Annotated in this window: 24 protein-coding genes; 11 read left to right on the top strand and 13 right to left on the bottom strand. The window is 66.1% G+C overall.

Annotated elements, in window-relative coordinates; all coding sequences use genetic code 11:
- Nucleotides 1-87 precede the first annotated feature (87 nt).
- Nucleotides 88-405, top strand: coding sequence for a hypothetical protein (locus tag MRBLMD1_RS13875; protein WP_364400578.1), 318 nt, complete (start codon nt 88-90; stop codon nt 403-405).
- Between the two features lie 9 nt (nt 406-414).
- Nucleotides 415-3120: a PEP/pyruvate-binding domain-containing protein gene (locus tag MRBLMD1_RS13870; protein WP_364400575.1), complete on the top strand. Its 2706-nt coding sequence runs from the start codon at nt 415-417 to the stop codon at nt 3118-3120.
- Between the two features lie 487 nt (nt 3121-3607).
- Here MRBLMD1_RS13870 and MRBLMD1_RS13865 read toward each other — a convergent pair whose 3' ends face one another.
- Nucleotides 3608-4138: a hypothetical protein gene (locus MRBLMD1_RS13865; RefSeq protein ID WP_224025279.1), complete on the bottom strand. Its 531-nt coding sequence runs from the start codon at nt 4136-4138 to the stop codon at nt 3608-3610.
- A 272-nt stretch (nt 4139-4410) separates the two neighbouring features.
- The gene (locus MRBLMD1_RS13860) at nt 4411-4731 is read right to left on the bottom strand and encodes a GYD domain-containing protein (protein WP_159632709.1); all 321 of its coding nucleotides are present in this window, start codon (nt 4729-4731) and stop codon (nt 4411-4413) included.
- Between the two features lie 327 nt (nt 4732-5058).
- On the opposite strand from MRBLMD1_RS13860, the gene MRBLMD1_RS13855 reads away from it, so the two are divergent.
- The 4 genes from MRBLMD1_RS13855 to MRBLMD1_RS13840 all read left to right on the top strand — a co-directional run bounded on the left by MRBLMD1_RS13855 (nt 5059) and on the right by MRBLMD1_RS13840 (nt 9441).
- On the top strand, nt 5059-5703 hold the full coding sequence (locus tag MRBLMD1_RS13855) for a DUF998 domain-containing protein (RefSeq protein WP_364400571.1): 645 nt from the start codon (nt 5059-5061) through the stop codon (nt 5701-5703).
- A complete protein-coding gene (locus MRBLMD1_RS13850; protein ID WP_364400568.1) occupies nt 5700-8336 on the top strand; it encodes a PEP/pyruvate-binding domain-containing protein in 2637 nt (878 codons plus the stop codon). The genes MRBLMD1_RS13855 and MRBLMD1_RS13850 overlap by 4 nt, the downstream gene beginning before the upstream one ends.
- A gap of 38 nt (nt 8337-8374) precedes the next feature.
- Entirely contained in the window at nt 8375-8977 is a 603-nt protein-coding gene (locus MRBLMD1_RS13845) for a TMEM175 family protein (RefSeq protein WP_307488710.1), read from the top strand.
- A 65-nt stretch (nt 8978-9042) separates the two neighbouring features.
- Entirely contained in the window at nt 9043-9441 is a 399-nt protein-coding gene (locus tag MRBLMD1_RS13840; protein WP_364400564.1) for a YybH family protein, read from the top strand.
- 24 nt (nt 9442-9465) lie between these two features.
- Here the strand turns inward: MRBLMD1_RS13840 and MRBLMD1_RS13835 are convergent, their stop codons facing one another.
- A complete protein-coding gene (locus MRBLMD1_RS13835; RefSeq protein ID WP_307488713.1) occupies nt 9466-9732 on the bottom strand; it encodes a hypothetical protein in 267 nt (88 codons plus the stop codon).
- A 600-nt stretch (nt 9733-10332) separates the two neighbouring features.
- On the opposite strand from MRBLMD1_RS13835, the gene MRBLMD1_RS13830 reads away from it, so the two are divergent.
- Nucleotides 10333-10956 carry a DUF4190 domain-containing protein gene (locus tag MRBLMD1_RS13830; RefSeq protein WP_307488714.1) on the top strand — a complete coding sequence of 208 codons (624 nt, stop codon included), beginning with the start codon at nt 10333-10335 and terminating at the stop codon, nt 10954-10956.
- 215 nt (nt 10957-11171) lie between these two features.
- On the opposite strand, the gene MRBLMD1_RS13825 is transcribed toward MRBLMD1_RS13830, so the two are convergent.
- Entirely contained in the window at nt 11172-11606 is a 435-nt protein-coding gene (locus MRBLMD1_RS13825) for an SRPBCC family protein (protein ID WP_364400560.1), read from the bottom strand.
- A 162-nt stretch (nt 11607-11768) separates the two neighbouring features.
- Between MRBLMD1_RS13825 and MRBLMD1_RS13820 the strand changes: the two genes are divergently transcribed.
- Nucleotides 11769-12230 (top strand): hypothetical protein, encoded by a 462-nt coding sequence (locus tag MRBLMD1_RS13820; RefSeq protein ID WP_364400557.1) that lies wholly within the window; start codon nt 11769-11771, stop codon nt 12228-12230.
- Nucleotides 12231-12238: 8 nt separating this feature from the next.
- Here MRBLMD1_RS13820 and MRBLMD1_RS13815 read toward each other — a convergent pair whose 3' ends face one another.
- From MRBLMD1_RS13815 to MRBLMD1_RS13805, 3 genes are all read right to left on the bottom strand, one after another.
- Entirely contained in the window at nt 12239-13099 is an 861-nt protein-coding gene (locus MRBLMD1_RS13815; protein WP_364400554.1) for a GmrSD restriction endonuclease domain-containing protein, read from the bottom strand.
- A 463-nt stretch (nt 13100-13562) separates the two neighbouring features.
- On the bottom strand, nt 13563-14582 hold the full coding sequence (locus MRBLMD1_RS13810) for a TerC family protein (protein ID WP_364400551.1): 1020 nt from the start codon (nt 14580-14582) through the stop codon (nt 13563-13565).
- A 219-nt stretch (nt 14583-14801) separates the two neighbouring features.
- Nucleotides 14802-15671: a DUF1295 domain-containing protein gene (locus MRBLMD1_RS13805; protein ID WP_364400548.1), complete on the bottom strand. Its 870-nt coding sequence runs from the start codon at nt 15669-15671 to the stop codon at nt 14802-14804.
- A gap of 242 nt (nt 15672-15913) precedes the next feature.
- Between MRBLMD1_RS13805 and MRBLMD1_RS13800 the strand changes: the two genes are divergently transcribed.
- Nucleotides 15914-16345, top strand: a complete 432-nt coding sequence (locus MRBLMD1_RS13800; protein WP_364400544.1) for a DUF2177 family protein — start codon at nt 15914-15916, stop codon at nt 16343-16345.
- A gap of 222 nt (nt 16346-16567) precedes the next feature.
- On the opposite strand, the gene MRBLMD1_RS13795 is transcribed toward MRBLMD1_RS13800, so the two are convergent.
- From MRBLMD1_RS13795 to MRBLMD1_RS13785, 3 genes are all read right to left on the bottom strand, one after another.
- Complete coding sequence (locus MRBLMD1_RS13795; RefSeq protein WP_364400541.1) at nt 16568-16714, bottom strand: MFS transporter small subunit; 147 nt, start codon at nt 16712-16714, stop codon at nt 16568-16570.
- Nucleotides 16711-18102 (bottom strand): OFA family MFS transporter, encoded by a 1392-nt coding sequence (locus MRBLMD1_RS13790; RefSeq protein WP_364400538.1) that lies wholly within the window; start codon nt 18100-18102, stop codon nt 16711-16713. Before MRBLMD1_RS13790 ends, MRBLMD1_RS13795 begins: the two co-directional genes overlap by 4 nt.
- Before the next feature lie 161 nt (nt 18103-18263).
- Nucleotides 18264-19070 (bottom strand): SPFH domain-containing protein, encoded by an 807-nt coding sequence (locus MRBLMD1_RS13785; RefSeq protein WP_364400535.1) that lies wholly within the window; start codon nt 19068-19070, stop codon nt 18264-18266.
- A gap of 161 nt (nt 19071-19231) precedes the next feature.
- Between MRBLMD1_RS13785 and MRBLMD1_RS13780 the strand changes: the two genes are divergently transcribed.
- Nucleotides 19232-20908 (top strand): FAD-binding dehydrogenase, encoded by a 1677-nt coding sequence (locus tag MRBLMD1_RS13780; protein WP_364400532.1) that lies wholly within the window; start codon nt 19232-19234, stop codon nt 20906-20908.
- Nucleotides 20909-20996: 88 nt separating this feature from the next.
- Here the strand turns inward: MRBLMD1_RS13780 and MRBLMD1_RS13775 are convergent, their stop codons facing one another.
- Genes MRBLMD1_RS13775 through MRBLMD1_RS13765 form a run of 3 tightly spaced genes read right to left on the bottom strand, consistent with a single transcriptional unit; the run spans nt 20997 to nt 22749 of the window.
- A complete protein-coding gene (locus MRBLMD1_RS13775; protein ID WP_364400529.1) occupies nt 20997-21569 on the bottom strand; it encodes a DUF1254 domain-containing protein in 573 nt (190 codons plus the stop codon).
- Nucleotides 21566-22240, bottom strand: coding sequence for a DUF1214 domain-containing protein (locus tag MRBLMD1_RS13770; RefSeq protein WP_364400526.1), 675 nt, complete (start codon nt 22238-22240; stop codon nt 21566-21568). Before MRBLMD1_RS13770 ends, MRBLMD1_RS13775 begins: the two co-directional genes overlap by 4 nt.
- Entirely contained in the window at nt 22237-22749 is a 513-nt protein-coding gene (locus MRBLMD1_RS13765; protein WP_364400523.1) for a GNAT family N-acetyltransferase, read from the bottom strand. The genes MRBLMD1_RS13770 and MRBLMD1_RS13765 overlap by 4 nt, the downstream gene beginning before the upstream one ends.
- Nucleotides 22750-22799: 50 nt before the next feature.
- Between MRBLMD1_RS13765 and MRBLMD1_RS13760 the strand changes: the two genes are divergently transcribed.
- The gene (locus MRBLMD1_RS13760; protein ID WP_224025260.1) at nt 22800-23690 is read left to right on the top strand and encodes a potassium channel family protein; all 891 of its coding nucleotides are present in this window, start codon (nt 22800-22802) and stop codon (nt 23688-23690) included.
- Nucleotides 23691-23706 lie beyond the last annotated feature (16 nt).

The following is a 23706-nucleotide window of genomic DNA, read 5'->3' as shown; positions in this document are numbered from 1 at the left end:
AAAGTAGGGTATTTTTCCCCCTGTGCGCAGGCCGCCGCCGGGCTTACCGTGATCCGCATCAGCGTCCACCGCCGTCGAGGAGCCATCATGGCCGGGTTTGTGCAGATCATCGAGTTCACGTCCTCCCGCATCAAGGAGATCGAAGAGCTGGGCCGCCCCTCCCGAACCGAGGGAACCACTGCGCCCACCTTCCGCCATATCGTGGCCACAGCTGACCGGGACCATCCGGGGCACTACTTCACCATCGTGGACTTCGATTCCTTTGACTCGGCCATGGAGAATTCCGGCCGGCCGGAGACGTCCGAGTTCGCTGCCCGGATGGCCGCGCTGTGCGATGGGCCCGTCATCTTCCACAACCTGGATGTCCTGTGGGAGGACACCGGGCAAGGTGCAGGCAACGCCTAGCAGCCGGATATGGCTTCCCTGACTCCCGGTCCGGACCGGGGCGGCGACGGCACGGGACTGGTCATCGAGCTTGCCGACGTGGCGTCAGCGTCGCTGGCCACCGCGGGCGGGAAGGCGATCAACCTGGGCCGGCTTGCCGCGGCGGGCTTTCCCGTTCCGCCGGGCTTTTGCCTGACCACCGCCGCCTACCGGGAGGCCGCTCCCAAGGACATGGACGCCATCGCCGCCCGGCTGGACGGGGCCGCCGGCACCGACACGAAAACAGGGTACGACGGCGGGCGCGGCCTTCCCGACGAAGACCGGAACCAGCTCGCTGGCCAGGCCCGCGGGGCCATGGCGGCAGCGCCGGTACCGCCAGGCGTCGAGACCGCAATCCGTGACGCGTACGCCGCGATGGGCGGCGGCCCGGTGGCAGTGCGTTCGTCCGCCACCGCCGAAGACCTGCCCTTTGCCAGCTTCGCCGGGCAGCAGGACTCCTTCATGGACGTGGCCGGTGCTGACGCCGTCGTCCAGGCCGTCCGTCGCTGCTGGGCCTCGCTCTGGACCGACCGGGCGGCAGCCTACCGCGCAACCAACGGGATCAGCCAGCGGGAGGTGGGTCTCGCCGTCGTGGTTCAACGCATGGTGGACGCCGCTGCAGCGGGCGTGCTGTTTACCGGCAACCCGGTGACCGGCACACGGACGGAAACCGTCATCGATGCCGGCCACGGGCCGGGGCAGGCGGTGGTGTCCGGCGCGGTGAATCCGGACCATTTCAGGGTGGAGACGGCATCGGGCCGGATCCTGCAGGCACCGCAGGTCCGTGCGTCCGGCTTGACGGACGCACAGCTCCGGGAACTGGCCTCCCTCGGCGACGCGGCCCATCGGCTGCTTGGTGCGCCCCAGGACGTGGAGTGGGTGATCGACGCCGGCGGCACGGCCTGGCTCACCCAGTCGCGGCCCATCACCACGCTGTATCCGCTGCCCGAGGAAGCACCAGCCGGGGCCGGCCCCGCCGCTGACGGGCAGGCCCGTGCCTACCTGTGCGCCACCCTCCTGCAGGGGCTGACCCGCCCCATCACCCCCATGGGGCTGTCCGTCCTGGGCATCATGAGGAACACCAAGGGGCCCTGGAAATACGCGTCCCCGGGGCTGCGGCTGTACGTGGACCTGACGCCCGCGATCCGGAACACGTACGGCCGCCAGTGGCTGTTGCGGATGCTGCCCTTGGCGGACGGAAGGTCCGCGGCGGTGTTTCCCGCGCTGCTGGACGACCCCCGCTTCAGCGTTGTCCGGTCCGCGCCCGGCCAGCGGGCCAGGAAGCGCCGCCGCGGCAGGACGCCGGCAGCGAAGGCGACCGCGAACGCCGGAATCAGCAGCCTGTGGACGGTTGTGGCCCTTTTCCCGGCCATGGCCCGGGCAGTGCTGCGGCCCGAGGCGGAACTGCGCCGGGCACGGGGATACCAGGACCAGTTGGAAACCCTGCTGCAACTGCCCGGACCGGCCACGGCAGCGCAGCGGCTGCAGCACGCGGAGGGCATCCTGGGCAGCACGGTTGACGGGATCATCAAGTCCTCCCTGCCGGCCCCCTCCGCGGGCTACGTGATGCTGGCCGCCGCCCGCAGGCTTCTGCGCGGGATCGCGAAGCCGCGCGAGCTGGAGGCAGTGCTGCGCGGGCTGCCGCACAACGTGACCACCGAGATGGACCTGGAACTGTGGCGCGTAGCGGCGGACATTGGCAAGGATCCGGAGGCACGGAAGGCGTTGATGGAGCAGCGGCCGGACCAGCTTGCCCGGCGCTACCGGGCGGGCACCCTGCCGGGGATTGCACAGGAAAGCCTGCGTGGGTTCCTGGCCAGGTACGGCCACGGTGCCGTGGCGGAAATCGACCTGGGGATGCCGCGCTGGGCCGAGGAACCGGACCACCTGTTGGGGATCATCTCCAACTATCTCCGCGTGGAGGATCCGGAGCAGGCCCCGGACCGCCAGTTTGCCCGCGCCGCCCAACACGCGGATGACCGCGTGCAGGAGCTCGTGGGACGGGCGGCGGCCAGGAGCCGGCTCCGGGGACGACTGGTTGCGCTGTCCCTGCGTCGGGTGCGGCAGCTCTCCGGGCTGCGGGAACTGCCCAAGTTCTACATCGTGCTGGTGTTGGCGGAAATGCACCGGCAGCTCGACGCCATCGGCGACGAACTGGCGAAGACCGGCTCCATTGCCCATCCCGGCGACGTCTTCTTCCTCGATTTCGACGAACTGCGCGTGGCCCTTCGCGGGGCGGACGTCAGGAAACTGGTGGCTGACCGCCGGCAGATGTACGACGTCGAGCTGCGGCGCCGCCACGTCCCGCGCCTTCTACTCTCGGACGGCACGGACGTCGAGGCTGCCATGACGGCAGCCTCCGCCGCGCAGCCGGGCCCCGCCGCGGACCGCCTCACGGGAACTCCTGCGTCCGCCGGCACTGCCACCGGGAAGGTCAGGGTGGTCCTGGATCCTGTGGGTGCCCATATTGAGCCCGGGGAAATCCTGGTGGCCCCCTCCACTGATCCCGGCTGGACCCCGCTGTTCATGACGGCGGGTGCCCTGGTGATGGAGATGGGCGGGGTCATTTCGCACGGCGCGGTGGTGGCCCGCGAGTATGGCATCCCCGCTGTGGTGGGTGTTGCGGACGCCACCGAGCGGCTGCGCGACGGCCAGAGCGTCACCGTGGACGGGGCCGCCGGAACTGTGGCGTGGTGAGGCCCAAGGACGGGTTTTCGCTCAAGATTGGGACAATAAATCCCCTCAATGGACAAAAGCCCTACCGAATGCCGGTTGCTGCTTCCTAGGGTGTTCACAAGCTCGACCAGGGGGACAATCTTGCTCACTACGGACGCATCTACAGGCAATATCGCTGACAGGGCCGGCAACGTTGAGCCCGCCAGCCCAACTGGTCTGCCCGCAGCCCACCGGCCCGTTCCTGCGCCGCCTCGCAACGGACCCGCACCCACCCAGACGCCGGTCCCCAGGGTCAGCGGCCGCGAGCGCGAAGTCCAGCAGCTGATCTACGATCTCGCGCTTCTCGCCGCCAGGCAGTGTCCGCAGTAACCCGCCCAAGCAGCGGCAGGCCGCCGTCGTAAATTCCGACGGCGGCCCGCCAGCCACGAATGACCGAATCTACCTGCGGGCGGGTCTCCTCTTTCCGTTAATCAAGTAGAGCGCTTTTGGTCCGTTTTACGGCTTCCTTTTATGCGAGTCTGGCACAAATATCGATGCTGGTCCCGGACGTTTTTAGGGACGTCAGAGTGAATGAGCCGTCGTCGACGACGGTGTAGACAATGCGGCCATAGAACTGTGTGCTGCTGGGGCCTTTGGGCGTGTCTGAAGGAAAGAGAATGATCCCGGCAGTTCCCGTTTCTGTGATGGTCAAGGTGTCGCCATTGTCCACGATGGTCCGGTTGGAACCAGTGGGCCTTATTGTCAAGGACTCACCTGTGTCGAGGTTCGTGTAGGTCAGGGTGTACCCCCTCCCCGCCTGCAGGATGCGAACGGGATCGCCTTGCCTGTCGTAAAAGGTCCTGACAGTTACGTTCGAGCCGGACGCTTCGACGCGCAGGGGAAAGTCCGGGCATGCTTCTCCGGCGAGCAAATCCGCGGAGAAGTCGCCGGGTGCCGGCCCTTTTTCCGGGGGTGCAGCAACTGCTGATGGTGACATGGTGAGCAGTGCGGCAACAATCATGGCAGATGGCGCAAAAATATGAGCCTTTGTGAATTTCATCTGATTCTCCGTGTACTCGGCAGCCGTCTTTGGCCGCTAAAAAATGGAAACAAGTAACGCAAGAGATGCGCATTGAGAGTGGGAGTGGAGTGATGCCGTGCTTCATACGGCAGGGGGAGACCCAGAATACGTCCGCGTTCCTGTTGTGGAAAGTACCTGCGGTTATCTGGCTGCATTATTGTCGAAAAATTGAGCGACAGTTTTCCCATTGGACCGGCAGGCCGCCGTCGTAATTTCCGACGGCGGCCCGCCGGCCCAGGCGCGTCACTCCCCTACTGTCCCGGCGCCCGGTAGGACGGGGTCTTCTTGGCGGCCGCGTCGAGGTCCTCCACGGTAAGGAGCGGCTTCAGCCGGACGTTGACGGTCCCCGACGAATTGATCAGCAGTGACAGCGCTGCGGCGCTGGCATCGTCCGGAATCTCAAAAACGCCCAGGACGTCGTAGTACCCAAAGGCGTAGTAGAAGCTTTCCAGCGTGCCTCCCACAGACTTCAGGGCTTCCGTCAGGGCGTCACGCCGCGCGGTACCGCCTTCCTGCATGAGCCCCTTGATGCCCTGGCCCACGTACGTTGCTTCAAACAGATACTTCGGCATGGTCTTTCCTCCTGGCCTGTCCGCCGGCGCCTCATTCCGTGGTTTACCGGGACCGGCGCCGATAAGGCGGAACGTATTCCCGGGGGCCGGTGCAGTCAAGATTCCCGGATACCCAATAACAGGAATAGGGGTCAGCGTTCCTGCCCTACCGCAGCCCCCAAGGCCGTTCGGCCCTAGGCATGCATCCGCGCTGGGCAGACGCTGGAACAGGTAGGCGTCCAGGCTTCCGCCCGCGTGCCCTGCGCCTACCGGTTGCTGGAGTGCGGGCTCTGAGGACATTCCAAGATGTCAATTGCAGGAGGACGACTCCCCGGACAAAGACCGGCTGTGCCGTTCGAAAGCCGCGGCAAGGAAACCCTGCGCATCGCCCTCCTCGCGGCCGGGCCGCTGTCATCACTGCTCTACGTGGTGTTCACCGACGGCATTGCGGCGTCCCAATGGGCCGGCTACCGGCGCACCGAACAGATGGTGAGCGAACTGTTGGCCGTCGGCTCCCCCGGCTACCAGGTCGTGGCCCCGCTCACCTGGCTCTACACGGTCCTGTTCACCGCGTTCGGACTGGGCGTCTGGACCTCGGTCCGCGGGCACAGGGCCCTGCGCATCGGCGCCGGTCTGCTCACCGCCTACGGGCTCTGGAACATCATGGGCGCACTTTTCCCGCTGCGCCTCGGCGACGACACGTCCATCCCGGCGCACATCGTGGCCACCAACGTGCAGCTCGGCCTTATGGTCGCCGCCATGTGCTTTGTCGAGGCAGGATTCCACGGCCGGATGCGCGCCTACTCGATCGTCTCGCTCGCACTGTCAGCCCTCATGGGTATGGTCGCGTTCATGGCAGCACCGGGACCGAACCTCGTCTTGGGCGTCGGCGAGCGCATCAGCATCGGGGCGTTCCTGCTATGGGTTGCGGTCCTGGCGGCAGTGCTTTGGAAACGGCCGACGGCGATCGACAGTAAGGGGGCATCGTCATGACCTACGTGATGGACCTGGGCGACGTGGACCGGAGCGACATCGCCGGGGCGGGTGGAAAGGCCGTGGGCCTGGGCGGCCTCATCCGGGCCGGGCTGCCGGTCCCGCCGGGGGTGGTCCTCACCACCGCCGCGTACGCTGATTTCACCGCCGGGAACAACCTCGGGGCGGCCATTCAGGAGTTGGCCGCTCTGCCACCTGATGCGTCGCCGCAGGAGTATGAGCATGCGTCGGCGCTGATCCGGACCCTGTTCCGCAAAGGCTCCATGCCTGCCGCCATCCAGGCCGAACTTGAGTCAGCGTATGAACGCCTCGGCGGCGGGGACACCGCCGTGTCGGTCCGCTCCTCCGCCACGGCCGAGGACCTCGCCTCCGCCAGTTTCGCCGGGCAGCAGGAAAGCTACCTCAACATCCGCGGCCTGGACGCCCTGGCCAAGGCCGTCATCAACTGCTGGGCCTCCCTCTGGACGGCGCGCGCCATGGCCTACCGTGCCCGCGAAGGCGTGCTGCCCGGCCAGGTGCGTCTCGCCGTCGTAATCCAGCAGATGGTGGAGGCCGAGGCAGCCGGGGTGATGTTCACGGCCAACCCCGCGAACGGCCGCCGCGACCAGACGGTGATCAGCGCCGCGTGGGGCCTGGGCGAGGCCGTGGTCAGCGGTCAGGTCACCACCGACGACCTGACCGTGGACGCCCACACGGGCACAGTCCTCACGCGGCAGACAGCCGACAAGGAGGTCATGACGGTCTTGACGGAGGACGGGACGGCTGAGGAAAAGGTGGCGGAAGACCGCCGTCGTGCGCCGGTCCTGGACGATGCCGCGGCGGCCGAGCTCGCCGCCCACGGACAGCGGATCGCTGACCACTTCGGGGCCCCGCAGGACATCGAGTGGGCCAGGGCGGACGGCACGTTCTTCCTGCTCCAGTCCCGGCCCATCACCGCGCTGCCCGAACCCGCGGCGGACGTCCCCACGGAATGGCCTGTCCCCTACCCCAAGGGCCTCTACTTCCGGGCGAGCATCGTGGAGCAGATGCCGGAACCGCTCACCCCGCTTTTCGCCGACCTCGTCGACGGCTCGGTGTCCCGCTCGCTGTCCGCCCTGATGAACCAGGCGCTGGGGCCGGGCTCCCTCCGCGAGGGCGACGTCCGCTTCCCCACCGTCAACGGCTACGCCTATTACTACTACCGCACCTGGCCCATGCTGCGGATGACGGGCAGGACGGTGCCGGCCATGGGGGCACTGTTCGGCGGCAAGGCGCATATGGGCGTCGCGGGCTGGCGCGACTACTCGCATCCGCGCTACGAACGCATCATCAAGGACTGGTCAGCGAAGCCACCAACGGAGCTTTCGGGAGAGGAGCTGCTGGCGGGCGTGCGGGCCCTCCTGGACGCGGGAACCGTGTACTACACCGCCGTGCAGTCCATCATTCCGATGGCCGACATGAGCGAACTGTCCTTCCGGGCCTGCTACAAGGCTGTCCGGCGCGAAGGCGATCCCCCGGCCCAGGAGTTCCTGCTGGGCTTTGACAGCGAGCCCATCCGGGCGGAAAAGTCCCTGTACGACCTCGCGGGCTGGGCGCGCAGCGATCCTTCGCTGGTGAAGGCGTTGCTGGAGCGGCCGACGCCGGAACTCGCCGAGTGCCTGCGGACAGGTTCCGCGCCGGAGGGCGTGGAGGACGTGTTGTGGCAGGAATGGCGGTTCACCTTCCAGGAACATCTGGACCTCTACGGGCACGCGGTCTACAACCTGGACTTCGCCACCCCGGTGCCGGCGGACAACCCGTCCGCGCAGCTGGAAACGGTGAAGTTCTACCTGCGCGGGCAGGGAACCGACCCGCATGAGCGGCAGCGGCTCCTGACCGAGCGGCGGGAGGCACTGACCCGGGAGGTGGCTTCGCGCCTGGGCCCGCGGCGCCGGGCCCTGTTCCTCCGGGTGCTGAAATGGGCGCAGGAGACAGCGCCGGTCCGCGAGGACGCGCTGGCCGACGTCGGACTCGCGTGGCCGCTGCTGCGGCGGATACTGCGGGAACTCGGCCGGCGCCTGGTGCGGTCGGGTGTCATCGCCGCCCCCGACGACGTGTTCTGGCTGCGCTTCCAGGAACTTCAGAGTGCGGTGGAGTTTGGGCTGGCGGACGTGGAGCCGGGCGTGGCCCTGGCCGGTGCGTCGCGGCCGGTCCGGGCGGCCGCCGTCGAGGAACGCAGGATACTGTGGCGCGGCCAGGCGAAGGCCGAAGCCCCGCAGATGCTGCCGCAAAAAGCGTGGATGGAGAAGGCCTTCGGCTCGATGATGCCGGCGGGATCGCAGCGCCAGTCCGGCGACGTGATCAAGGGCGCGGGTGCGAGTTCCGGCCGGGTGACTGCGCCTGCCCGCGTGCTGCGCGGTCCCGAGGACTTCAGCCTGATGCAGCCCGGCGAAGTGCTGGTGGCACGCATGACCACTCCGGCCTGGACGCCGTTGTTCGCGATGGCCTCCGCTGTGGTCACCGATGTGGGCGGCCCGCTGAGCCACAGCTCCATCGTGGCCCGCGAGTACGGCATCCCGGCCGTCCTGGGCACGGGGGTGGCGACGCAGCGGCTGGCCGGTGGACAGAAGGTGAGCGTGGACGGCGACGCGGGCACCGTCACCATCGTCGTGTGAGGCCCCCGTCCATGTGACTTTGCGTGCATGATGTTCGGGTGAATAAAAACCGGCTTGAGGCTTTCAGCGACGGCGTACTGGCGATCATCATCACCATCATGGTGCTGGAACTGCACACGCCCGAGGAACCCACGTGGGCAGGCGTCGCCGCCATCCTGCCCACGATCTTCACCTACCTCCTGAGCTTCGTGTATGTGGGGATCTACTGGAACAACCACCACCACATGATCCACCTCGCCAGCCGGGTGAGCGGGGGCATCCTCTGGGCCAACCTCCACCTGCTGTTCTGGCTGTCCCTGTTCCCGTTCACCACCCGGTGGATGGACGAGTCCGGTTTCCTGCAGGTTCCCGTGCTGCTGTACGGCGTCAACCTTTTGTGCGCCGCGATCGCCTACTTCATCCTGGAGCGGCGGCTGATCGCCGTGCAGGGCAAGGATGGGGCCCTGGCCCAGGCCGTAGGCAAGGACTGGAAGGGCAAGGCCTCACCGCTGATCTACCTCACCGGCATCGCCCTCACCTTCGTTCAGCCGCTGCTGGGAGTCGCGGTCTTCACCGTCGTCGCTCTGATCTGGCTGGTTCCGGACCGGCGGGTGGAACACTTTGTGGTGACGGCCCACCAGGACAGCGCCGGGCAGGCGTAACCACCGGTTACTGCACCGGCGTTTTCCCCCTTGCCGGGCCCGCACGGCGCGGGTACCTTGACGCCATGAGTGACAGCGAAGACTTCATTCAGTGGGTCAAAACGACCCTGCATGACGCGGAAGTCGCCCTGCACAACGGCGACGCGGACCCCCGGCGCGCCATCTGGTCGCAGGTTGAGCCGGTGAGCATCCTGGGGGCCTTCCGCAACGCTTACGGGCTGGCAGAAATAGAGCAAATCTTCAGGTTCCTGGAAAACAGCTTTTCCAACTGCACATCGTACGAGTTCGAGTTGCAGGCATGCGGCGTCATAGGAGACATGGCCTACACCGCCGGCATCGAACGCATCTCATTCCGACGGGACGGCGAGCCCACCGGCCTCACGCTCCGGGCCACGCAGGTCTACCGGCGCGAGGGCGGGCAGTGGAAGGTTGCTCACCGGCATGCCGATGCACTTGCCGTGTGACCACCCGCAGGTTTGTCGCCCCGGCTACTCCCCCATGCCCGGGTGCACGGGAACGAAGTCCAGTTTGTTGCCGGAGTTGGTCCGGCCTGCCGGAGTCCGGTTGAAGCCCTTCGCGTCGAGGCCGTTCTGGGCGCGGAAATCGGCGAGCGCGGCGTCGTAGGCGTTGTTGAGGACCCGGCCGGAAAACTCGCCGGTGCTGCCATCATTGAAGGCAATCCGGATGCGGACACTGGCCGGGTAGTGGCGGTTCATGCGGACGAAGCCGTCGGCGTCCTGCTGGAGAGTGATCACGGGGTCCTGCTTTCGTTTGGGGGTGCAGCCTCAAGTCTGCCCCAGCTTTACTGAAGCGGCATGGTCCCCATTACCACAGTGGCCTATCGCGGTACGGAGACGCGGACGGAAGGATTCAAATCACCTGACGGGTGCTGGACTTCGTGGGCGCCGGGGCCGGACCCAGTTATCGTTCATCCTCACTCAGTTCTCGCTCAAGGTTTCCGAAGCATTCACTGAAGAATATGAAGCTTTACGTTCTCGAGCGAATTCTTGGCGGACAATAAATGTGTCGAATAGCCATGGCCTCAGTGTTGGCATAAATGCTAAACCGACAACGTAATGCCAGTCTCGTCGGAAGTTCCTCTTTGGATCCACTGACGTTGCTTGTCTATGGGGGATGTACTTCGTGGTAAATGGAACTTCAGTGTCTTCCCGGGCGTCTGCCTATACAGGCTGCACCGGGCAGAACTACCCGCCTGCAGCCTGTGCTGCTGCATCCACCTCACGAAGAAAATTGCCTGCTCAGGCAATCTTCCGCCGCTCGTAAGCTGTTCCAGCTGGCTGCACTTCACAGAAGCAAGTAGCAAGGTCTCACCTGCATCAAAAAAGGGGAAAATCATGTCCAATATCAAGAACGACACAGCGTATCCTAAAATGCCAGAGCAGCCTGTTCACCACGTCCGCATTCTCGAGGAAAAACGCAAGAATGGTCTCGGTGTTGCAGCGCTGGTAGTAGGCATTGTAGCCGCCGTTTTCAGCATGATCCCGTTGGTAGGGATGATTTCCTTCTTTCTCGGCCCGGTGGCAATCATTCTCGGTATCATCGCCATGTTCCTAAAGAACCGGAAAAAGGGCATGGCCATCGCCGGAGTCATCCTGGGTGTTGTCAGCCTGATCGTCGCCGGCGCGGTGACTGCGGGTGTTAGCGCCGCCGCAAAGTCCATCGATGACAAGATCAATGCCGAGCACACCGTAGAGTACGTGGTCACTACATCCGGTCCCGCACACATTTCTTACTGGACGCCTGGCGGAACCTCGACAGAAGACATCACTGCTGAATGGAAGAAATCCATCACGTCGAAGGAATTCAATGTCACGAGCATCTCTGTGACGGGGAGCTACTCCGATGCTGCGGGTGCGGTCTCATGCGAGATCCTGGTCGACGGGAAGAGTGCAGGAAAGAACACGGGCAGTGGCACCGGCGCGCACGCTTCCTGCTCTGGAAACACCTGGCAGAAGTAGAAGTGGAATAGGGCTGGTGCTGGACGGCGCATTGCTTTCCTGCACCAGCTTTAACCGGATTTGTGCCCACTTCGTTCTGCCCTAATGTTGAATCCGGCTTTCGCTGGGCACGGCCTCGTAGTCGCCTGCCAGGCCTAGGGTGGCCAAAGCCGAACGGCACCACGCAAACCGGGTGCCGACGGTTGTTATGCCTGTGCCGGTGATGGGGCTTGTGCCTACGGCGCCTCGAGGACTGTTTTGAGGTGGGCCAGTTGGGATACCTCCTGGTCCATGGTGCGCTGGACCATCGGCCCGACGAGTTTCATCAGTCCCTTGGGCTGCAGGTCCAGGGTGAAGCGGACCGTTGTCCCGCCGTCGGATGGCCCGAGGTGGTAGGCGCCGGACGGGCGGGCAGGACCGGCCACCACCTGGAAGCCGAGGAGCCTGCCGGGTTCGGCTGCGGTGATCTCGTAGTCGCCGTCGATGGGCCGGCCGCCGGGTCCGCTCAGCGTCTGCTTATACACCGCGCCAAGCATTCCGGGAGTGCCGCTCTTCAGCGAGATCGACTGAACGCCTGCGCGCCAGGCCGTGTTGTTCAGCCCGTCGGCCAGGAACGCATATACCTCGTCGGGCGAACGGCTGATGGTGATCTGGTTCTCGGCGTGAGCCATGGTGCCCCTAAGCGTATTTTTTCGTGTCCGGCTATTCCGGCGCCAAGGAACAATCTGCCATCTGGAGGCCGTCCGGGGAAGAGCATGAACGGCCTGCACCTCAAGTTTGCCGCAACTGCCTTGAAACCCACATGGCACGCACAGCCATACTGGGCGATGGGGATGACACGGCGTGGAACATGGCTGCGGTACGGGCTGCTGTCGGCCCTGTTGATCGGGATCCACCTGGGCACCAGGTGGTTCTTTTCCGAGGGGGTCTACCAAGGCGACGCGAACGTGCCGCTGCGCAGATTCCCGGACAATGTGCATATCGTGGACCTGCTGACCTTCACTCCGATCTTCATCGGCTTGAAATTCGTGGCCTACGACTCGGCAGTGCGGGCCTTCACCAAGGGTTACCGGCCGCCCGCGGTGATGGTCATTTTCGTCGCCGGCTACGTGGTGGCCCTGGCTATGGACGTTGCCTGCCTCATTGCGGCGTCAAGACCTATTGCGGACTCGGGTTTCGCACTTCTGGGTTCAATTCTCCAAACGCCGTTCGTACTCCTCCTGGCCGGCGCGATCATCGCAGGCCTGGCACTGAACAAGGACGCCCCGCCCCAAACAGGGCCGAAGGCGGCATAACGGAGCTATCACTCGCAGGCTACTCCGTCGCCGTCGCCGTCCAGTCCGGAACGGTATCCGGGGCTGCCGGCATACAAGGGGGCAGCCCCGGCAGCCACGGCCTCGGAGCAGTTCGCGTAGTAGACGACCGTGGCGCTGGAGGCAGCCGCTACGGTGGCGGGTGCCTGCTGTCCGGGGCAGGTGGCGAGGATACCGGCGATGGCGTCGTGCTCCGCCTGCGTCACCCACAGGCTGTACCGCGTCTTCACAGAGACCTGCCGGGCGACGTACTCACACCGGAAGCCCTTGGCCGGAGGCAGCCAGGTCGCGGCGTCCCCGTCGCCCTTTTGCTGGTTCGTGGGCCCGTCCGTCGCCTGGAGATTCAGCGGGTCGTTGGCGAACGCCGTCCGCTGCTCCGTGGTCAACTGCTGGGCACCCTTCTGCCAGGCGTCGCTGAGTGACACCACATGGTCGATCTGCACGGCGCTGCTGGTGGTGGTGCCGCGGACGAAGTTGATGACAGTGCCCGTATAGGGGTCCGCAAGTACGCCGGTCTTGACCGTGCACGGGACGCCGGTGACGTACGTAATCTCCGTCAGGTCCCGGTTGAGGATGTCGTTCCGGGTGTCACAGCCGTTCTGGTCCACGTCCGCCCACGTTGCCCCGAACAGGGAGCGCTCGTACCCGGTTTTGGGTGCCCGGCCCTTGACCGGCAGGGTAACCAGCAGGTCCGCGGCCTGCACTGTTGCTGACGGCTCGGTGCCTGTGTCAGCAGCTACCGCCGGCAGGTTTGAGCCGAAGAGGGCCAGCAGCGCGGAAAGGACGACGGCGGCCGTCCAGCGGGCGCCGGAGGCAGGCATGGTGTCGGGCAAGGACGCGTTTCTGGACATGCAGATTCCCCAGGTTGTGTGCATGAAAGGTTTGGTGCGTCAGCCCCCATTACCGCTGACGCCACGCAAGAGCTTAGCGTCGGGGAATCTCCCGGATTGACGGTTCCAGCGGAACTCGGGCAATCCTTCCCGACTCCTGCGCCAACGCTGCGCCTGGGAAAGATCCGTGACGCATCCACGTACGGCGCACGGTGACGGCAGAAGGGGAGCCCCTCCAGCAGTGCAGTCTTCAGACGCAGAACCTGCAGGTACCTTCGCGATCTCGCTAAGAGACGGCTCGGACATTCTCATGTCCTGAACAACCCGGCGTCATCTGATGGTTACCTGCAGGCGCATTAAGTGTAAGACGGGACCCGCTTCTTCAACAGGGGTCATTGCACCATGTCATGGAGTGGACTGCCCGACGGCGGCACCCACCTGGAGTGCCGCCGTCGTACGTCCTGCGCAGGTGGCCAGCCGCCGGCTAGCGCGGGCTGCCTGCTGTGGAGTCCGTGACCTCACCTGCCCGGACTTCGGCCTCACCGCCGCCGCGGGTCTTGGCCAGGCTGGCCACCGTGGCCACCAGGATCGTGGCGCCGATGAACAGCAGGGAGAACCAGATGGGGATCTCGGGCACCCAGAGGAGCGGCTGGCCGCCGTTGATGAAGGAGAGCTCGTTGACGTGCAGGGCGTGGAAGACCAGCTTGACGCCGATGAACGCGAGGATGACGGCGAGGCCCTGGGCGAGGTAGACGAGGCGTTCCAGCAGGCCGCCGATAAGGAAGAACAGCTGCCGCAGGCCCATGAGGGCGAAGGCGTTGGCGGTGAAGACGATGTAGGCCTCGCTGGTCAGGCCGTAGATCGCGGGGATCGAGTCAACGGCGAAGATCAGGTCCACAAACCCGATCGCGATGATGGTGAGCATCATCGGCGTCACGAACCGCTTGCCGTCCAGCTTCACGGTGAGCCGGTCCCGGTGGTAGTCCGGGGTGACCGGCAGGATGCGGCGGACCAGTTTCATGAATTTGCCGTCAGCCGGGTTGGCGTCGTGGCCGCCGAAGGCCTGCTTGTACGCGAGGAAGAGCAGCAGGGCGCCGAAAATGTAGAACACCCAGGAGAAGTTTTCGATCAGGGTGGCGCCAATGGCGATGAACCCGCCGCGGAGGATGAGGGCGATGATGATGCCCACCATCAGCACCTTCTGCTGGTACTTCTTGGGAACGGCGAAGCCTGTCATCACGATGAGGAAGACGAACAGGTTGTCCACGGACAGGGCTTTTTCGGTGAGGTAGCCGGCGAAGTACTCGCCGCCGTACGTCCAGTCGGACACCATTCCAATCCCGGCGCCGAACACCAGCGCGAGCCCGATGTAGAAGGCCGACCAGCGCGCCGATTCACCGATGGACGGTTCGTGGGGTTTGCGGACGTGGGCGAAGAACTCGTAAACGAAGAACAGGATGGTCACAGCAATGGTGATGATCCAGACGAGGGGTGTTACCTGCATGGCGGGTACTCCAAAGGGTAGGCGCTGACATGTACGCCAAGGTCTCCTCCGCCCGGTGGGAACCGGAGCCGGTGGCCCGGGATGCTTCGCTGCATCCGTATTGACGGGCCACGCACAGTCGGGAGTACTCCCCTTGATGGGTTAAATCGTAACTGATCAACGGGCGACGGCGGCACCCGGTTCCGGATGCCGCCGTCGTAATCATGCTGCGGCAGAGCCCTACTTTAGCTTGGGCACTAGGACAGGAGTGTTCCTCTTGTACTCCTCGTAGTCGGCCTGGCCGCCCCACTTCTTGTCCGCCTTCTTCTCCAAAGGCGGCACGCCGCTTCCCTTGATCAGCAGCAGGGCAACGAACACCGGGGAGACCAGCGCCGCCCACTGCCAGCCCTGCAGGACGGGCAGAGCAATGATGGCGACACCCACCCACAGCGTGATCTCGCCGAAGTAGTTGGGGTGGCGGGACTTGGACCACAGGCCGGTGCTGATGAAGCGGCCCTTGTTGGCGGGATCGTCCTTGAACCGGTTCTTCTGGAGGTCCGCCGCGGTCTCGATGGTGATGCCCACGAGCCACACCAGCAGGCCGATCCACAAGAACCAGTCCAGGCCCACCTTCTTGTCCGACGTGATGGCCACCCACGCGAGCGCCGCGGTGAGCACTACCCACAGGCCCTGGATGGTCCAGGTGTTCAGGAAGCGGAAGAAATCCGGCTTGAGCTCGTCGAACCGGTCGTCCTTGCCGTGCTTGCTGATCCGCAGGAACAGGAAGCTGCCCAGCCGCGCGGCCCAGAGCACCACCATGGCCGCCAGCAGCATGCCGCGGGCATCCACGCCGGGGGACGCCAGCACCAGGAACACCGTGATGGAGATGTAGGTCAGGGCACCGGTGAGGTCGTAGAACTTCTCCGTCTGCGCCTTGTAGGACGGGATGAACACCAGCCACTGGATCACGAAGGCAATGGCAACCCCCAGTGCGAACACAGGGAACCCGCCGATCCTCGACCCGCCCTGGCTTCCGGCAAGGGCGATGAGCACCGCCACCACCACGGCAATGACGGTGCTGATGAGGGCCTTGCGGCTCTTTTCGTTCACGGACAGATTCCTTTCCCCTGGTCCGCCGCGCGCTGCTGCACGGCCGTATCCAACAACAACTCGGCCATGGTGGCCTTGTCCACTAAGTGTTCGGAGCGGCGGCCATCCTGTATGGGGCGGAACCGGCATGGTTGCCCGGCTTCCCTCCTGGAAGAATGCGGATCCGGGCAGTCCGCTCCCGGCAGTGGCTGCGAACCACTCCTGAACCGCACCCGAGCCGCGCCCGAGCCAAGGAGCCCGCCATGAGCCCCCGCACCAAGAACTGGTTAACCGCCTACGTTGTCAGCGCCCTGATTTTCGCCGTGCTGGATGTGGTGTGGATCCTGCTGGTGGCCAACCCGCTCTACCGGAGCCAGATCGGCCACTTGCTGGGGGCCACGGCCAACCTGCCTGGCGCGGTGCTGTTCTATGTCATCTTCGTGGCGGGAATGGTGCACTACGGCATCCGGCCCAACGACTCCCGGGCTACGCTGCGGCAGCGGGTCACCGGCGCTGCGCTGTTCGGGTTCTTCACCTACGCCACCTGGGCGCTGACCGGGTTCGCCGTGCTGAAGGACTTTACCGCGCTGGTGGCCGTGACGGACATCCTCTGGGGCGCCGCGGCCTGCAGCCTGGTCACCTGGGTGACGGCAACCATCCTGCGGCGGCGGCTCAGGAAGCCTGCCGCGGCCTGACCGCCGGCACCCGCGTCACGGGCGGCACGCTTTAGGCCCACGAACGGCGGCGAACCCCCGGAAAACCGGGGCCGCCGTCGTCCGCTCCCGCCAAAACCCTGCTCTGCGTGACGCCCTGGCGCACAGACTGGCCCGGTTTTCAGCGCCAAGCGAGGGAAGCAAAGGGCAACCCGCGCGGTTCGGCCGCCAAAACCGGGCCAGTGTGACACCAAGGGCAAGAACTCAACCGAACAGGGCTGCCACCTGGGTCAACGTCTGGAAGACGCCATAGGCCAGCGGGATCCCCACCAGGACCCAGGCCAGGACCAGCCTGCCGGTGGACTTGTTGACCGGCTCGTGTGCGCCGTGGGTGTTTGCGGTGCTGCTCATTTCAGGCCTCCATGGTGGGATTCGTGCCGCTCGGGACGGGATTCGTGGAACCGTGCGTCGACGGGTTTGACCAGCAGGTTGGCCACAAAGCCGATCACCAGCAGCGCCACCATGGTCAGCAGCGCCGGCTGGTAGGACACCGCATTCAGCTGGCCGGGCTTGCCCTGCGCATCCAGGATGCTGTTGACGATCAGTGGCCCGGCCACACCGGCGGCGGACCACGCGGTCAGCAGCCGGCCGTGGATGGCGCCCACCTGGAACGTCCCGAACAGGTCCCGCAGGTAGGCCGGAACGGTGGCAAAACCGCCTCCATAGAACGAGATGATGACGAAGGCGAGCACCACGTAGAGGGCCGTGGCACTGGACCCGGCCAGCGCCAGCACCGTGTACAGCACGGCCCCCACGCCCAGGTACACCATGTAGATCCGCTTGCGGCCCGTAACGTCGGAGGTGGCGGACCAGGCGAACCGGCCGGACATGTTGCCGATGGACAGCAGCCCCACGAAACCTGCGGCCACGCCGGCGCTCACCAGGGACTTGCCGTCGGACTGCCGGAAGAAGTCCTGGATCATGGGCGCGGCCTGCTCCAGGATGCCGATGCCGGCCGTGACGTTGCAGAACAGCGCCACCCACACCAGCCAGAACTGGCGCGTCTTGATGGCGTTTTTGGCCGAGACGTTCTCTGTGGTCACCAGCTTGGCCGCCTTGACCTTGGAGGGGTCGAACCCGGCGGGGCGCCACCCGTCGGCGGGCACCCGGACGGTAAACGCGCCGAACAGCATGTAGGCGAGATAGACGACGGCGAGGGTCAGGAAGAGCTTGCCCACGGCATCACCGCTGGCAACCCAGCCCTGGGCGCCGGAGTTGGGATCGTAGGCCTTGAGCAGTGCCTGGGATACCGGGCTGGCGATCAGTGCGCCGCCGCCGAAGCCCATGATCGCCATGCCGGTGGCCAGGCCCGGCCGGTCCGGGAACCACTTGATCAGCGTGGACACCGGCGAGATGTACCCGATGCCCAGTCCGATGCCGCCCACCACGCCGTAGCCCAGGTAGACCAGCCAGAGCTGCCGGGTGAAGATCCCCACCGAGCCGATGAGGAAGCCGCCCACCCAGAACATCGCGGACGTGAACATCGCCTTGCGCGGGCCGTTGGTGTCCACCCAGGTGCCCATGACCGCGGCGGAAAGGCCCAGCATGACGATGGCGATGGAGAAGATCACGCCCACCTCGGTCAGGCTGGCACCGAAGTGCTTCACCAGCGCGGTCTTGTACACGCTGGTGGCGTAGGCCTGCCCGATGCACAGGTGGACGGCGAGCGCCGCCGGCGGGACCAGCCAGCGGTTGAAGCCCGGCGGGGCGATGGAGTGGTCACGGTCCAGGAAGCCCATGGTTGATTCCCTTTGCTTGTCGAAGACGTCGATGTCTGATCGATCCAGAGGCGAAAGACCTTGACGAGCCCAGGCCCCTTGCCTTGGGCAATCATCATGCAAATCATCAGCAAACGTACTGTTGGCGCGCCGAACGGCGGGGATTTTACGGCGAGCGGCGGTCAGGCGGCCTTGATGGGCGGTTTACCGGCGGAGGCCGCCTGGCCCTCCCGGGCCAGGAAAGCCGACAGTTCGCCGATGGTGCTCATGAGCGGCGCGGGGAACACCACGGTGGTGTTCTTGTCCACGCCGATTTCCACGAGGGACTGCAGGTTCCTGAGCTGCAGGGCCAGCGGGTGGGCCATCATGGTGTCCGACGCGTCGCCGAGCGCCGTGGCGGCGATGGCCTCGCCTTCGGCGGCGATGATCTTGGCCCTCTTCTCACGTTCAGCTTCAGCCTGGCGGGCCATGGCGCGCTTCATGCTTTCGGGCAGCTGGATATCCTTCAGCTCAACGAGAGTGACTTCCACGCCCCACTCGACGCTGAGCACATCGAGGATTTGCCGGATGTCAGCGTTGATCCGCGCGGTCTCGGACAGGGTCTGGTCCAGGGTGTGCTGGCCCACGACTTTCCGCAGGGTGGTCTGGGCGATCTGGTCGATGGCCGCGGCAACGTTTTCGATGGCGACAATGGACTTCACGGCGTCCACCACGCGGTAGTAGGCCACCGCTGAAACATCCACGCTCACGTTGTCCTGGGTGATGATGCCCTGGGACTGGATGGGCATGGTGACGATCCGCAGGCTGACCAGCGGCAGCCGGTCGATGACCGGGACGATCAGCCGCAGCCCGGGCTCCCGCACGCCGACCACCCGGCCAAGCCGGAAGAGCACACCCTTCTCGTATTGGCGCACAATCCGGATGGACATCCTCGCCGCGATGAGCAGCAGGATGACGACAACAACCGCAATGACGGTGGTGGGGTCCATCAGGATCCCCTCCTGAAGTACTGGGTGGGACCTGCCGGAGCCGGGCCGGCGCCGTGACAGATGTCCTGGCTCCATTCTCCCACCAACCATGAAGGAGAGCTTCAAACCTGCTGTAGGTTGATGCTGGACTCTCACTTATCGTCAGGCAGGGCGGGGATCGCATGGACGCGGACGTCATCATCATCGGCGGCGGGCTGGCAGGGCTCGTGGCCGCCAACGAGCTGGTCCGCGCCGGACGGCGGGCGGCCATCGTGGACCAGGAGAACGCGGCCAACCTGGGCGGGCAGGCGTTCTGGTCGCTGGGCGGCCTGTTCCTGGTGGACACCCCGATGCAGCGCCGGCTGGGCGTAAAGGATTCCTTTGAGCTGGCATGGCAGGACTGGCAGGGCTCGGCGCAGTGGGACCGGCTTTCCGGCCCGCACCCGGAGGACGAATGGGCGGCCCGGTGGGGGCGCGCGTACGTGGAGTTCGCCGCCGGGGAGAAGCGCGCCTGGCTGCAGCAGCAGGGCATCCGGTTCACCCCGCTGGTGGGCTGGGCGGAGCGCGGCGACGGCAGGGCAGGCGGCCACGGCAACTCGGTCCCCCGATTCCATGTTCCCTGGGGCACCGGCACCGGGGTGTCGGAACCCTTCGCAGACAAGGCCCGCGCGGCTGCCGCGGCGGGCGGCGTCAGGTTTTTCTTCCGGCACCGGGTTGACGGTTTAACGTACGACGGCGGCACGGTCACCGGGGTGCGGGGCGCAGTGCTGGCACCGGATGCCTCCCCGCGTGGCGTCTCCTCCAACCGGGACGTGGTTGGGGAGTTCGAGCTGCGGGCGCAGGCTGTGGTGATCGCGTCCGGCGGGATCGGCGGCAACCACGGGCAGGTGCGCCGCTGGTGGCCCGATCGGCTGGGGACGCCGCCGCGGAAGATGGTCACCGGCGTCCCGCAGCATGTGGACGGGCGGATGCTGGACATCGCCGACCAGTCCGGCGTCAGGCTGGTGAACCGCGACCGGATGTGGCACTACACGGAGGGCATCCGGAACTGGAACCCCATCTGGCCGGACCATGCCATCCGGATCCTGCCCGGGCCGTCGTCGCTCTGGTTCGATGCCCTGGGCCGCCGGCTCCCCGCCCCCGGCCTGCCCGGCTACGACACCCTGGGCACCCTCGGCCTGCTCCGAACTACTCCTGGGATCCAGCAGTTCGACCATTCCTGGTTCATCCTCAATCAGCGCATCATCGAAAAGGAGTTCGCCCTATCCGGCTCCGAGCAGAATCCGGACATCACCAACCGGGACCTCAAGCTCCTGCTGAGGACCCGGCTGGGCCGCGGCGCGTCCGGCCCCATCGAGGCGTTCAAGGAGCATGGCGCTGACTTTGTGGTGGCCGACAACCTGGCGGACCTGGTCCGCGGGATGAACACCCTGACGGACCAGCCGCTGCTGGACCACGGACACCTCCGGCGGCAGATCGAGGAGCGCGACGCCGAAGTCCGCAATCCCTATTCCAAGGACATCCAGGTGGCCGGCATCCGGAACAGCCGGCGCTACCTGGGAGACCGGCTTTTCCGCACCGTGAAGCCGCACCGGATCCTCGACCCGAAAGCCGGGCCGCTGATCGCCGTGCGGCTGCACGTGGTCACCCGGAAAACCTTGGGCGGAATCCAGACGGACCTCACAGGCCAGGCACTGGGACGGGACGGCGTTCCCATTCCCGGGCTTTATGCTGCCGGGGAAGCGGCCGGCTTCGGCGGCGGCGGCGCCCACGGGTACAACGCGCTCGAAGGCACCTTCCTGGGCGGCTGCATCTTCACCGGCCTTACCGCGGGCCGCACGCTCGCCGCCGCGCTGTAGCCCGGGGGCGCACCAGGGCCCGGGCCCCGCCAAAGTCAGCTGCGGCACCCGGCCCTGTGCCGCCGTCGTCCGTTGTGCCTTCTTGTAGTTACGGCGGGGGCGCCAGTCGCAGCTGCGTTGAGAGCCTGTACGCGGCTGGGAGGTCGCCGTCGTCGTAGACCAGCACGCGGCCGATGAGGAGCACCGATCGGCGCGGCGAAGCGATATGTCCCATCCCGCCCGGGACATCACCGGACCATCCAGGCCCGGTGATGAGGAAATCCCCTGGTCCAGTTCCGGTGGTGCGCTTGCCGACGTAGGCGAAATTGGTGTTGTTCGAGGGGTTGGTGAACTGCACGCTGTAGTAGCGCCCTCCCATGTCCGGCACGTGGAGCACCAGTGGACCTTTCGAGAGGTCCAGCCAACCCAAGGTCAGGAGGGTGTCCCGGTTGACGCCGGCCGATGCCACTCGGGAGGTGCCCGCCGGCATATTGAGCGGGTCTGCGAAGAGCGCCTGCGACTGGGTGTAGAGGGTGTTGACGGGAACGGGACCTTCGCCGAAGCCCTTGACCACGATGGCCCGCTTGAAAACGGAGAGGAGCATGCGGGGCCAAAAATAGGTGGCAGCGAACCACGTGCCCGCCATGACCGTGAAGACGATGAACAGGTGTTCCAGCCTCATGGCGTCCCGCCTCCCGCCCTGGCCACTGCCGGAACCACATAGCTTCCGTCCAGGACCGCAGGGCCGGGCTCGTAGACACGCAGCCAGAGGATGAACTTTCCGTCCGGGGCGGGCAGCCAGTTGCGTTCGCGGCCTGCCGGAGGGGTGGCCTGGATGCAGACCTCAACAGAGCCGTCCGGGCCAGGGACCAGTCCGGACCTGTCGCTCACGCTGTACCTGTGGAGGGGGTTGGCCACGAAGCGGTTCCGGGCGTCGCCCATCGTGAGTGACCAAAAGGCGTTGGTGGGCGGCAGTCCGCCGGGCGGGAACCGGAGGACGTACTGGTGCCGGCCGGTCAGCGGGGCGCCCGAGGCGTCAGAATTGGCCCACCAGTAGACCGCTTCTTCCGGTGTGTTCACCGGGCCCGGGAACAGCTGGGCGCAGGCAGCGCGCAGCAGCACGCCGTTGCCGGGATCGCCCAGGCCGGGCATGGTGATCCACCCGTTCACCCGGACGGCTTTGACCCTGGCGTACACCTGGGCGGTGACGAAAGCCAGGCCAAAGCCGATCAGGAAGCCCTGCAGCACATCGCTGCGGACGGTCCGGTTCAGCGGGAGGAAGAGCATGGCAAGGACGAACGCCACGCAGATGAGGCCCACCAGCGCGGCGAAGTAGGCATAGGCCCTCCTCAACGCTCCGTTGCCTCCTTGGCCCTCCGGACCAGCCGGAGTTCGGGAAGGGCCTCCCATTCGGGTGGGAGGGTGTTGCGTTTACCGTCGGGCCGGAACCCCTGTTTCAGGTAGAAGGCAAGCGCGCGCGGGTTGTCTTCCAGCACCCACAGGTACGTCGGACCGGAGCCGACGGCGGCACACACCAGTGCTGCCCCCAGGCCGCTCCCATAGGTGCGCCTGAGGGTGTAGATCGAGTAAAGCTCCAGCGCTTCTGGAGCGTCGTCCTCCCGCCCGGGGCCGGCGTCCGCGTAGCCCACCAGCTGGTTGTCGGCGTCGAAGGCGAGGATCCGCGGCTCCCGGGTGTCCAGGAACGCCCGCCGCCGCTCCACCCGTTCCGGGATGCCGGCCCGGCGCCGCTCGAAGAAGGCCGGCGAGAGCAGGTGCGGGTAGCACTCCTCGTGCGCCAGCGTCTGCATGAGCACCACCGCCTCGGCGTCTTCCGGGCTGGCCTGGCGAAGTCGAAAGTCCATGGCGCCAGCCTAACCAGCGGACCCGCACTCTGCGGCACTTAAGATGAGGCATGGACTTCGAGGGCGTGCTTTTGACGGCAGTTGGCGCGGCGCTGATTCTGCTGATGATCGCCGACGTCTTCCACACCTTGCTCTACCCGCATGGCTCGGGCCCCGTGGGACGGACCATCATGCGCGGGTTCTGGCTGCTGTCCAGGAAACTCAGGGGCGGCGCCTCATCAGTCGCCGCACCGCTGGCCATGGCTGCGGTCATCGCTGCTTGGGCCACCCTGGCTGCCGTGGGCTGGGCGCTCCTGTACCTCCCCCACCTGCCGGCCGGCTTCTCCTATTCGAACGACATCCCCCGGCAGGCCGACTTCGCCGAGGCGCTCTACATTTCGCTGGTGGCCCTGTCCACCGCCGGTTTCGGTGAGATCGTGGCCATCCATCCGGTCCTTCGGCTGGTGATGGCGTTCCAGGCCGTGGCAGGTTTTGGCCTGCTCACCGCCACGGTTTCCTGGATCCTGCAGACCTACCCGGCGCTGAGCCGGCGGCGTGCCCTTGCCCACCGGCTCAACCTGTTCCGGGAAGCGGCGGGAACCTCCGGCATCGCGGCGCTGGAAGCCGGTCATGCGGCGGGACTGCTGGAGGCGATGGCCGAAAACGTGGCGTCCGTGAGCATCGATCTCCTGTCCTTCCACGAGACCTACTACTTCCACGAGGTGGAACAGCGGGGATCGCTGCCGGCCACCCTTGCCTACGCCCACCAGCTGGCCTCGGAAGCCCAGGCCAGCGACAACCCTGAACTGCGGTTTGCCGGGCGGATGCTGTACGCGGCCCTGGATGACCTGGCAGAAGTGCTGCGCGGAAAGTTCGGCCATGTGGGAGACACGTCCTCCGACGTGTTCGACCACTACGAACTCCACCACCGGCACCGGCGGCCCCCGGCGCCGCGGGCGTGACGCTGCGGTTTGTCCC

Source organism: Pseudarthrobacter sp. LMD1-1-1.1 (assembly GCF_040676255.1).
GTDB lineage: Bacteria > Actinomycetota > Actinomycetes > Actinomycetales > Micrococcaceae > Arthrobacter.
Note: the sequence above shows the minus strand (reverse complement) of the source record. Positions and strands in the feature narration are given on the sequence as shown.